General features: G+C 72.4%; 9 protein-coding genes. 6 read left to right on the plus strand and 3 right to left on the minus strand.

All coding sequences use genetic code 11. The annotated features are described in order from the left end of the window. Window positions 1–259 precede the first annotated feature (259 nt). From AC1DYZ_RS14295 to AC1DYZ_RS14305, 3 genes are all read left to right on the plus strand, one after another. Window positions 260–1,669, plus strand: a complete 1,410-nt coding sequence (locus tag AC1DYZ_RS14295) for an HNH endonuclease signature motif containing protein (protein WP_477065850.1) — start codon at window positions 260–262, stop codon at window positions 1,667–1,669. Between the two features lie 233 nt (window positions 1,670–1,902). After that, window positions 1,903–2,865 carry an RNA polymerase sigma factor SigJ gene (gene sigJ / locus AC1DYZ_RS14300; protein ID WP_477065851.1) on the plus strand — a complete coding sequence of 321 codons (963 nt, stop codon included), beginning with the start codon at window positions 1,903–1,905 and terminating at the stop codon, window positions 2,863–2,865. A gap of 87 nt (window positions 2,866–2,952) precedes the next feature. Next, window positions 2,953–4,128, plus strand: coding sequence for an NAD(P)/FAD-dependent oxidoreductase (locus AC1DYZ_RS14305; RefSeq protein WP_477065852.1), 1,176 nt, complete (start codon window positions 2,953–2,955; stop codon window positions 4,126–4,128). A 4-nt stretch (window positions 4,129–4,132) separates the two neighbouring features. Here the strand turns inward: AC1DYZ_RS14305 and AC1DYZ_RS14310 are convergent, their stop codons facing one another. The 3 genes from AC1DYZ_RS14310 to pdhA are packed head-to-tail and all read right to left on the minus strand — an operon-like array spanning window position 4,133 to window position 7,655. Next, window positions 4,133–5,530 (minus strand): dihydrolipoamide acetyltransferase family protein, encoded by a 1,398-nt coding sequence (locus AC1DYZ_RS14310; protein ID WP_477065853.1) that lies wholly within the window; start codon window positions 5,528–5,530, stop codon window positions 4,133–4,135. Then, window positions 5,527–6,534 carry an alpha-ketoacid dehydrogenase subunit beta gene (locus tag AC1DYZ_RS14315; protein ID WP_477065854.1) on the minus strand — a complete coding sequence of 336 codons (1,008 nt, stop codon included), beginning with the start codon at window positions 6,532–6,534 and terminating at the stop codon, window positions 5,527–5,529. Before AC1DYZ_RS14315 ends, AC1DYZ_RS14310 begins: the two co-directional genes overlap by 4 nt. Further along, window positions 6,534–7,655 (minus strand): pyruvate dehydrogenase (acetyl-transferring) E1 component subunit alpha, encoded by a 1,122-nt coding sequence (gene pdhA / locus AC1DYZ_RS14320; RefSeq protein WP_477065855.1) that lies wholly within the window; start codon window positions 7,653–7,655, stop codon window positions 6,534–6,536. The genes AC1DYZ_RS14315 and pdhA overlap by 1 nt, the downstream gene beginning before the upstream one ends. A gap of 143 nt (window positions 7,656–7,798) precedes the next feature. On the opposite strand from pdhA, the gene AC1DYZ_RS14325 reads away from it, so the two are divergent. The 3 genes from AC1DYZ_RS14325 to AC1DYZ_RS14335 are packed head-to-tail and all read left to right on the plus strand — an operon-like array spanning window position 7,799 to window position 10,406. Further along, complete coding sequence (locus tag AC1DYZ_RS14325; RefSeq protein ID WP_477065856.1) at window positions 7,799–8,563, plus strand: CoA transferase subunit A; 765 nt, start codon at window positions 7,799–7,801, stop codon at window positions 8,561–8,563. After that, window positions 8,560–9,222, plus strand: coding sequence for a CoA transferase subunit B (locus AC1DYZ_RS14330; RefSeq protein WP_477065857.1), 663 nt, complete (start codon window positions 8,560–8,562; stop codon window positions 9,220–9,222). The genes AC1DYZ_RS14325 and AC1DYZ_RS14330 overlap by 4 nt, the downstream gene beginning before the upstream one ends. Next, window positions 9,219–10,406 carry an acetyl-CoA C-acetyltransferase gene (locus tag AC1DYZ_RS14335; RefSeq protein WP_477065858.1) on the plus strand — a complete coding sequence of 396 codons (1,188 nt, stop codon included), beginning with the start codon at window positions 9,219–9,221 and terminating at the stop codon, window positions 10,404–10,406. Before AC1DYZ_RS14330 ends, AC1DYZ_RS14335 begins: the two co-directional genes overlap by 4 nt. Window positions 10,407–10,448 lie beyond the last annotated feature (42 nt).

A 10,448-nucleotide genomic window follows, 5' to 3' on the forward strand; every position in this document is an offset into this window, starting at 1 on the left:
GGCCCCGGCTGTGGCCGCGGCCCCGGCTGTGGCCGCGGCCCCGGCCTCGGCCTCGGCCTCGGCCTCGGCCTGCATGTCCGCTGCGTTGCCCATCACCGCCGCCGACGTGCCCACCCTGTTGTCAGTCACCGCACCCGATGTGCACGCCCCAATGCCCGGCGCGCCATCCGCGACTTCTCCGACGGCTCCCACCCCCTCCGCGTTGGTGTGGACGGACTCGGGGCACGGCGGGCGCCCCGGTGCGGCACCAGAGGCCACGATGGGTGCGCGTGTGGTCGATCTGGCCGCGGTGGAGGACTTCCCACTACTCGGTGTCGACGTCGCGGACCTGGTGGCGATGCTGGCCGCGGTGCCGGTCGCTGACGTGTCCGGGGCGGCCCTGGTGAACGCGGTGGCTGCCACCCAGCAGGCGATGAACATGCTGCAAGCCCTGCAGGGGTCGTTCGCCCGGGAGCTGGGTGCGCGCACGCCGGATGCGTTGCGGCACGTCCCCGATGAGCTGGCGTGCGCGTTGGTGTGCACGAAGCGGTCGGCGGAGTTTGTGTTCCTGCGCGCCTGGGGTGCCGCCCAGCACCCCGCCCTGGGGGACGCGTGGGCGGCCGGGGCGGTGGAGGCCCGCAAGGTCGACGTGATCCTGGACGAGCTGAGCAAGGCCGGCGCGGACGTACCCACCATCGACCGCGAGCGGGTGGTCGCCGACGCGGTGGATCGCGCGGGTGAGATGACCGCCCCGCAGCTGACCCGACACCWGCGCGCCGCGCTGATCGCGTTGAACCCCGGAGTCGCCGAGAAACGGCGAGTTGCAGAACGCGACCGGCGCGGCGTCGAGCTCGTCCTGGCCCCGGACGCGATGGCCCGCCTGATCGCCTACCTACCCGCCGCCGACGCGACCGCGGCGTTCACCGCGATCGACGCCCTGGCCGGGCACGCCGGGATCGACGGGGACACCCGGAGCGTGGACCAACGCCGTGCGGACGCGTTCAGCGACGTGTTCACCGGCATCCTGGACCGGCAGACCACCCCCGACGGCACCCCGCTGCCGACCCGGCACGGACAACGCGTGGCGCTGCAACTCTCCGTCGCCGCGTCCACCTTGCTCGGCCTGGACGACGCCCCGGGGTTCCTCGGGTCCTACGGTCCGATCCCCGCGCAGGTCGCCCGCGAGCTCGCCCAAGACGCCACCTGGCGACGGGTGTTGACCGACCCGGGCACCGGGCAGGTGTGCTCGGTGGGCACAACCGCGTACCGACCCGGGGCGGATCTGACCCGCACCGTGCAAGCCCGGGACGTAACCTGCACCTTCCCCGGCTGCCGCCAACCCGCCACCAGGTGCGAGATCGACCACCGCATCCCCTACGACCACCACCGACCACCCACCCCGGGCGCGGGCGCACGACCCACCGGGCTCGACGGGCACAACCAGCAGACCGGTCTCGACGGGCACGACCTCCAGACCTGCGAGGCGAACCTGCACGCCTTGTGCAAGCACCACCACCAGGCCAAGACCGAAGGCTGGTGGAACGTCACCTATAACCCGGCCACCGGGGTCTCCACCTGGACCGACCGGCACGGGCTGACCTACGCCCGCCACCCGGTCCCCGTCTACGTCACCCCGCGCGCGCTCGAACACCGACCACCACCACGGCCACTCGGCGACCCACCCTTCTGACGCCGATCCATCCCACCGGGCAATCGCTGCGGCATGACACCGCCCGGATCGGTGGCCGCCGCCGGCGGCCACCGACAAGCCCGAGACAAGGCGACGCGGTGCCCTGCGCTCGATGGACTTCGTCCCCTCGCCGCGCTGACGTCGCCCGCCCGAAACAACACACCAGGAGGCGCCCGGCGCGGTCTTCGGGCCCGTTGTCGGCGCGGGCGTCGTCGTAGTGTCGAGGAGTGAGTGTGCGAGACGTGGACAAGCGGCCGCTGCGGGCCGACGAGCTCGAGGTCTTCGAGAACCTGCGGCCGAGGTTGGAGGCCATCGCCTACCGACTCCTCGGCTCCGCTGCGGAGGCCGAGGACGCCGCTCAGGAGACGTTCCTGCGGTGGGAGGGCGCCGACCGCGAGCAGGTCCGGGTGCCGGCCGCGTGGCTGACCCGGGTGCTGACCAATCTGTGCCTGACGCAGCTGCAGTCCGCGCGGGCGCGGCGCGAGGTCTACGTCGGCGAGTGGCTGCCCGAGCCGCTGCTCGCCGGCGACCCGATGCTCGGCCCGGCGGACACCGTCGAGCAGCGGGACTCCGTCTCGACGGCGGTCCTCGTGCTCATGGAGCGCCTGACTCCGAGCGAGCGTGCGGTCTACGTGCTGCGCGAGGCGTTCTCCTACTCCCACGCCGAGATCGCCGAGCTGTTGGACATCACCGAGGCGAGCAGCCAGCAGATCTACCATCGGGCCAAGCAGCATGTGGCGACGGAGAAGGTCCGCGCCGAGGTCGATGAGGCGGCCGCCCGACAGGTCGTCGAGGAGTTCCTGGCCGCGGCCACGAGCGGGAAGACCGAGCCGCTGCTGCGGGTGCTGACCGCCGACGCGATGGGTGTCGGCGACGGCGGCGGCTACGTCCCGGCGCGCGCGAAGCCGTTCTTCGGCGCCGCGGCGGTCGCGCAGTTCCTGCGCGGGCTGTTCCGGCCCGCCGACGCCAAGCGCGCGCTCATCGGCGGCAGCCCGGACTTCTACGCCTGGACCGCGAATGGCTGCCCGGCGCTGGTGGCGGTGGTCGGCGACCGGCTGATCGGGGTCATGAGCCTGGACGTGACCACCGACGGGATCGCCGCGGTGCTGAGCCAGGTCAACCCGGAGAAGCTCGGCCGCGCCGGGCGGCAGTGGGCGGCGTCGGACCACGGGGAGCCGCTGCTCAGCGGTTGGTGAGTGACCACCGTCACACCGCACACCTGTCAGGGATCGGGTCGTCGTCCAGTTCAGGAGGCGTCACCGATCCACGACAGGGAGCGACTCATGAAGCACCGCATCGTCATCCTCGGCGCCGGGTACGCGGGGGCCTCCGCGGCCGGACGTCTGGCGCGCCGCCTGCACGGCGACGACGTGGAGATCACCCTGGTCAACGCAGAGCCGGACTTCGTCGAGCGGGTCCGCATGCACCAGCTGGCGACCGGGCAGGACCTGCGCCGGCGCCCGCTGGACGACCTGCTGGCCGGCACGGGCGTGGCCTTGAGCGTCGACCGGGTCACCGCCGTCGACGTCGAGAGCAAGACCGTCTTCCTCGCGGGTGCCGACGACCTGCGCTACGACACGCTCGTCTACGCCCTCGGCAGCGCGCGCGACGACCACGGAGTGCCCGGCGTCTTGGAGCACGCCGAAGAGGTCGCCAGCCGGCCGGGGGCGCTCCGCCTGCACGATCGGCTGCGCGCGCTCGCTCCGGGCGACCGCGTGCTCGTGGTCGGGGGCGGACTGACCGGCATCGAGGCGACCAGCGAGATCGCCGGCGCGTTCCCGAGCCTCGACGTGGCGATTGCGGCGCGGGCCGGGTTCGGCGACTGGCTCTCGCCGAAGGGCGAGAAGCACCTGCGCGGCACCTTCGAATGTCTCGGCATCACGGTCCACGAGCACACGGGCGTCGCGAGCGTGGGTCCGACCGCGGTCGTGACCGACGACGGCGCGACGATCCCGGCCGACGTGACCGTCTGGGCAGCCGGCTTCGCGGTCCACCCGATCGCCGCCGCCTCGGCGCTCGCGGTCACGGACCGCGGGCAGATCCTGGTCGACGAGACCATGCGGTCTGTCTCGCACCCGGACGTCTACGCCGTGGGCGACGCCGCACTGGCACACGGTCCGGTGGGCAACTCGTTGCGCATGTCGTGCGCCTCGGGCATCCCGATGTCGTGGCAGGCCGCCGACTCGATCGTCGCGCGCCTGACCGGCGGCAGGCTCCCGCACATGCCGCTGGGCTACGTCCACCAGTGCATCAGCCTGGGCCGGCGCGACGCTGTCATCCAGATGGTCACCTCGGACGACCGCGCCCGGTCCCTCGCCCCCGGCGGCCGCGTCGCCGCCTGGTACAAGGAGCTGGTCTGCGCCGGCGCGGCGCTCATGGTCGCCCACCCCGTGCCGTACCCGGCGCGGCGGCGGCGGACCGCGAAGGAGGGTTCGCTGGTCGCCGCCGCCGCGCAGTAGAGGGTTACACCATCCGCAGGATGGTGCCCGGTCGGGCGAGGATCGCGCCGACGTCTGTGAGGAAGTGGGCCGCCTCGGCGCCGTCGACGAGGCGGTGGTCGAAGGAGACGCTCAGCGTCATCAGGTGGCGCAGCGCGATCTCGTCGTGGAACTCCCAGGGCTGCCGACGGATCGCGCCCATCGCCAGGATGGCGGCCTGACCCGGCACCAGGATCGGTGTGCCGGTGTCGACGCCGAAGACGCCGATGTTGGTGATCGTGATGGTGCCGCCGGCGAGCTCGGCGGGCGTGGTCGTGCCGGCGCGCGCAGCCTCGGTCAACGCACCGATCGCGTCCGCCAGCTCGGGGAGCCGGAGCGCGTCGGCGTCCTTGATGGTCGGCACCAGCAGCCCGCGCGGGGTCGCCGCCGCGATGCCGAGGTTCACGTACGCGGGCTGCACGATCTCGTGGGCGGCCTCGTCCCAGCGCGCGTTGAGCGACGGGTTGCGGCCGACGGCGATCGTCACGGCCTTGGCGACGAGCGTCAGGACGGTGATCCGGTGCCCCTCGAGCGCGCGGTCCGCGCGGAACTGCTCGAGCAGCTCCAGCGTCGGCGTCACGTCGACGGTCAGCGACGTCGACGCGTGCGGGGCGGTGAACGCGCTGGCCACCATCGCCGCGGCGGTCTGCTTGCGCACGCCGGTGATGGGGATCCGGACCTCGCGCGCCCGAGGTTCAGGACTCACCGGCGTCGGTCGGGTKGCGGGGCGGCTCACGGGCCTCGCCTTGGCCTCGGACCTGTCGACGACCGGCGTCAACCCGAGGCCGGAGACCACGTGCAGGACGTCTTCGCGCGTGATCATGCCGTCCTTGCCGGTGCCCTCCATCCGGTTGAGGTCGACGCCGAGGTCGTGCGCGAGCTTGCGGACGGGCGGGAGCACCTTGGGGCCGATGCGACGACCCGCCAGGCCCAGACCCTCGACGTCCGCCGCGGCGTGCGCCGCCATCCACGCCGCCGATCGCGACCGGCGACGCGGCCGAGCCGACGCCTCGACCAGCGGGCCGTAGCCGACCAGCACGGAGGTCCGCTCGGGCGCCGGCACAGCCGACGGCGCCGGGAGCGTCTCCGCGGCCGGCTCGTCGGCCGTCGTCGGCGGCGTACCGGCCGGAGCTGTGTCGGCCGGCTCGTCGACAGTGATCGTCATGAGCGGCGCCCCGACGGGCACGGTCGCCCCGGCCTCGACCAGGAGCTCCGCGACCACCCCGGCGTAGGGCGACGGGAGCTGGACCAGCGCCTTCGCGGTCTCCACCTCGGCGACCACCTGGTTGAGCGCGACGGTGTCCCCGACCGCGACGGTCCACTCGACGAGGTCGGACTCGGTGAGGCCCTCGCCCAGGTCGGGCAGGGTGATCGTCTGGATCATGACGCCCTCCAGCCGGTCAGCGAGTTCTGTCTGCCCATCGCACGGTCGACCGCATCGAGCAGGCGGTCGAGGTCGGGGAGGAAGTGGTCCTCGACCTTCGCGGCGGGGTACGGGGTGTCGAACCCGGTCACACGCACCGGCGCGGACTTCAGGGCGTCGAAGCAGCGGTCGGTGATGCTCGCGACGATCTCCGCGCCCAGGCCGCCGTTGCCCTGGGCCTCGTGCGTGACGACGAGCCGGCCGGTCTTGCGGACCGAGAGCTCGAGCGTGTCGAGGTCGATCGGCGACAGGGAGCGCAGGTCCACCACCTCCACCGACAGGCCGTCGTCCAGCGCGGCGAGCGCGGCGTCGCGCGCGGTCATGACGAGCGGGCCGTAGGTGGCGAGCGTGACGTCGGTGCCCTCGACGACGACGCGGGCGCGGTCGAGCAACGGGACGTCGTCGAACGACTCGTCCACCTCGCCCTTGACCCAGTAGCGCCGCTTCGGCTCGAAGAACACCACGGGGTCGTCGCACGCGATCGCCTGGCGGATCATCGTGTGCGCGTCCTGCGGGTTCGCGCAGGACACCACGCGCAGGCCGGGCGTGTGGGCGAAGTAAGCCTCGGGCGACTCGGAGTGGTGCTCGACCGCGCCGATGCCGCCGCCGTACGGGATGCGGACCGTGATGGGCATGCGGATCGCGCCGCCGGTCCGGTAGTGGATCCGGGCCACCTGCGTGACCAGCTGGTCGACGGCCGGGTAGACGAACCCGTCGAACTGGATCTCCACGACCGGCCGGTACCCCCGGTACGCCAGGCCGACCGCGACGCCCATGATCCCGGCCTCGGCGAGCGGGGTGTCCATGACGCGGTCGGCGCCGAAGTCGCGCTGGAGTCCGTCGGTCACCCGGAACACTCCCCCGAGTGTCCCGATGTCCTCGCCGAGCAGCACCACCGTGGGGTCGTCGTCGAGCGCGTGCCGCAGGCCGGAGTTGAGGGCCGCGGCCAGGGTCATCGTGGTCATCACGTCTCCTCGTCGAACATCGCGAGGTAGGCGGCGTACTGGCTGCGCTGCCGTTCGAGCGCGGGCGTCGGCTCGACGAGGACGTTCTCGAAGACGCTCAGCGGCTCGGGCACCTCGAGCCCGTAGCAGCCCTTGCGCATCTCGGCGGCGAACGTCTCGGCCTTCCGCGTGATGGCGGCGGCGCGCTCGTCGGAAAGCGCCTCTCGCGTGCGCAGCAGCCGCTCGAGCCGCGCGATCGGGTCCTTGGCCGCCCACTCCGCCTTGTCCGACGGGTCGACGTAGCGGGTGGGGTCGTCCGACGTCGTGTGCGGGCCCATCCGGTACGTCACGGCCTCGATGAACGTCGGGCCGTCGCCGCTGCGGGCCCGGTCGAGCGCGACGCGCGTCGCGGCCATGACCGCCAGCACGTCGTTGCCGTCGACGCGGATGGCGGGGATGCCGTAGCCGGCCGCGCGCTCGGCGATCGGGCGCTGCGCCTGCAGGCCGACAGGCTCGGAGATGGCCCACTGGTTGTTCTGGCAGAAGAAGATCACGGGCGCCCGGAACGTCGCCGCGAAGACCATCGCCTCGTGCACGTCGCCCTTGCTGGTGGCACCGTCGCCGAAGTACGCGACGGCGACCGAGTCGACGCCGTCCTTGAGGCACCCGAGCGCGTACCCGGTGGCGTGGAGGGTCTGCGAGCCGATCATCACCTGCGGCGTCGCCATGCCGATGCTGCGCGGGTCCCACCCCGCCAGGGCGGTCCCCCGCCAGACGCGCACGAGGTCGGTCGGCAGGGCGCCGCGGCAGTAGGCGACGCCGTTCTCGCGGTAGCTGCTGAAGACGAAGTCGTCGCTGTGCAACGCGCGGGCCGAGCCGATCTGCGCGGCCTCCTGGCCGAGGAGCGGCGGCCACAGCCCGAGCTGTCCCTGCCGCTGGAGCGCGACTGCCTCGGTGTCGAAGCGGCGCACGACGACCATGTCCTCGTAGAGGTTCAGGAGGTGCTCGTCATCGACGTCGGAGATCCACGGGTCGTAGACCGGGTCTTCACGACGGACGCCGTCCGGCGTCACGAGCTGCACCGCTTCAGCCTGCTGATGAGTGGGCAGGGCACGGCCGGGTGACACATCTGCACGCAACATGTTTCGCTCCGTTTGGTGGCGGAACCGTCGCTCTTGTGAAGCTAGGCCCCATTGCCTGATGTCCTGCCAATGTATGTCCGCGCTTGCCCTAGCGCGAGCCTCGACGCGTCGGCGCACAATGACCTCGTCGACAGGAGGCAGTGATGGACAAGGTCGTCCAGTCCGCCGTCGAGGCGGTAGCCGACATCCCCGACGGGGCGACCCTCGCGGTCGGTGGATTCGGCTTGTGCGGTATCCCGAGCGTGCTGATCCACGCTCTGCTCGACTCCGGCGTCACCGACCTGGAGGTGGTCAGCAACAACTGCGGCGTGGACGACTGGGGGCTCGGCCTGCTGCTGCAGGCGGGTCGCATCCGGCGCATCATCGCCTCGTACGTGGGCGAGAACAAGGAGTTCGCGCGGCAGTACCTGGCCGGCGAGCTCGAGGTGGAGCTCACGCCGCAGGGCACCCTCGCCGAGCGTCTTCGTGCAGGTGGGAGCGGGATCGCCGCGTTCTACACGCGCACCGGGGTGGGGACGCTGGTGGCCTCCGGCGGCTTGCCGTGGCGCTACGACGCGGCCGGGGGTGTGGCCGTCGCCTCCCCTCCCAAGCCGGTCGAGACGTTCACCGTGCGTGGCGTCCCGCACGAGTTCGTCCTGGAGGAAGCGATCACCGCCGACTTCGCCCTGGTGCGCGCGGCTCGCGGCGACCGCCTGGGGAACCTGTCCTTCCACGCCTCCGCCCGCAACTTCAACCCGCTGTGCGCGGCCGCCGGCGCGGTGACGATCGCGGAGGTCGAGCAGCTGGTCCCCGTCGGCGCCCTGGACCCCGATGCGATCCATCTGCCGGGGATCTTCGTCGACCGCGTGGTCGCACTTTCACCCGCCGAGGCGGCCGAGAAGCGGATCGAGCGGAGGACGGTCTCATGACCTTGTCCCGTGAGCAGATGGCCGCGCGGGCCGCGCTGGAGCTGACCGACGGGTCCTACGTGAACCTCGGGATCGGGCTGCCGACGCTGGTGCCGAACTTCGTGCCTCCCGGCGTCGAGCTGGTCCTGCAGTCCGAGAACGGGGTGCTCGGGGTGGGTCCGTACCCGTCCGACTCGGCCGTGGATCCCGATCTCATCAACGCCGGCAAGGAGACGATCACCGTCGCCCCCGGGGCGTCGTACTTCGACTCGGCGACGTCGTTCGCGATGATCCGCGGCGGCAAGGTCGACGTCGCGATCCTCGGGGCCATGCAGGTGTCCGCCAGCGGGGACATCGCCAACTGGATGATCCCCGGGAAGATGGTCAAGGGCATGGGCGGCGCGATGGACCTCGTGCACGGGGCGCGGCGGATCGTGGTGCTCATGGAGCACGTGGCGCGCGACGGGTCGGCGAAGCTCCTGCCGGAGTGCACGCTGCCGCTGACCGGCGTCGGGGTCGTGGATCGGATCATCACGGACCTGGCGGTGCTGGACGTGTCCGCGCAGGGACTGGTGCTGCGGGAGTGCGCCCCGGGGGTGAGCGTCGACGACGTCGTCGCGGCGACTCCCCTGGTGACCTTGGTGATCGGTGACGATGTTCGGGAGATGGTGCTGTCATGAGTACTGATCGTGAGGTCGTGATCCTGTCGTTCGCGCGCACGCCGATGACGCGCCTGAACGGGTCGCTGTCGTCCCTGTCCGCCGCGTCCCTAGGCGCCGTCGCCATCGCCGGCGCCCTCTCGCGGGCCGGGCTCGAGCCGTCCGACGTCGACCAGGTGCTCATGGGCCAGGTCGTCCAGGCGGGCGCCGGCCAGAACCCGGCTCGGCAGGCGGCCGTCAAGGCCGGCATCCCGTGGACGGTGCCGGCGACGACCATCAACAAGGTGTGCCTCAGCGGGCTGACCGCGATCGTCGACGCCGCCCGGATGATCCGGCTGGGCGAGGCGTCGGTGGTGGTCGCCGGCGGCCAGGAGTCGATGAGCCAGGCGCCGCACCTGCTGCCTGGCTCGCGACGCGGGTGGACCTACGGGGACATCCAGGCCGTCGACTCCTTGGCGTTCGACGGCCTCACCGACGCGTTCGACCGCGAGTCGATGGGGTCGTCGACCGAGCGCGGCAACAAGGCGCTGTCGATCCCGCGCGAGGCGCAGGATCTCGTCGCCGTCGAGAGCCACCGGCGTGCCGCCGCTGCCGTCGAGTCGCAGGTCTTTGCCGAGGAGATCGTGCCGGTCGAGGTCCCCCAGCGGCGGGGCGACCCCGTGGTCGTCTCGCTCGACGAGGGGATCCGGCCCGAGACGTCCCTCGAGTCGTTGGCGGCGCTGCGACCGGCGTTCTCCGCCGACGGCACCATCACCGCGGGCAACGCCTCTCCCCTCACCGACGGGGCCGCGGCCGTCGTCGTGGCGAGTCGCGAGCTCGCCGAGGCGCGCGGGCTGACCTGGCTCGCGACGGTCGGCGCCTCGGGACAGGTGGCCGGACCGGACAACTCACTGCACTCGCAGCCGTCGGCGGCGATCTCGGCCGCGCTGTCGCGAGGCGGATGGGACCTGTCGACCGTGGACTTCGTGGAGATCAACGAGGCCTTCGGGTCCGTCGTCGTGCAGTCCCTGGGCGACCTGGCGTACCCGCTCGAGCAGACGAACATCCATGGCGGCGCGATCGCCCTCGGGCACCCGATCGGCGCGTCGGGGGCGCGGCTGGCGGGTCACGCCGCGATGGAGCTGGCGCGGCGGGGGCACGGACGCGCGGCCGTCGCCCTGTGCGGCGGAGGCGGGCAGGGCGAGGCGCTCCTGATCTCACGCTGACGGTTCTGCGGGTTGCGCGGCCGTCCACACCCACGCGGCCGG

This window comes from Cellulomonas sp. P1_C4 (assembly GCF_056406355.1).

Excerpts from the sequence above, each read along its gene's own strand:
- AC1DYZ_RS14325 (WP_477065856.1), top strand. The coding sequence starts at position 7,799 with ATGGACAAGGTCGTCCAGTCCGCCGTCGAGGCGGTAGCCGACATCCCC.
- AC1DYZ_RS14330 (WP_477065857.1), top strand. The coding sequence starts at position 8,560 with ATGACCTTGTCCCGTGAGCAGATGGCCGCGCGGGCCGCGCTGGAGCTG.
- AC1DYZ_RS14335 (WP_477065858.1), top strand. The coding sequence starts at position 9,219 with ATGAGTACTGATCGTGAGGTCGTGATCCTGTCGTTCGCGCGCACGCCG.
- AC1DYZ_RS14315 (WP_477065854.1), bottom strand. The coding sequence starts at position 6,534 with ATGACCACGATGACCCTGGCCGCGGCCCTCAACTCCGGCCTGCGGCAC.
- pdhA (WP_477065855.1), bottom strand. The coding sequence starts at position 7,655 with ATGTTGCGTGCAGATGTGTCACCCGGCCGTGCCCTGCCCACTCATCAG.
- AC1DYZ_RS14305 (WP_477065852.1), top strand. The coding sequence starts at position 2,953 with ATGAAGCACCGCATCGTCATCCTCGGCGCCGGGTACGCGGGGGCCTCC.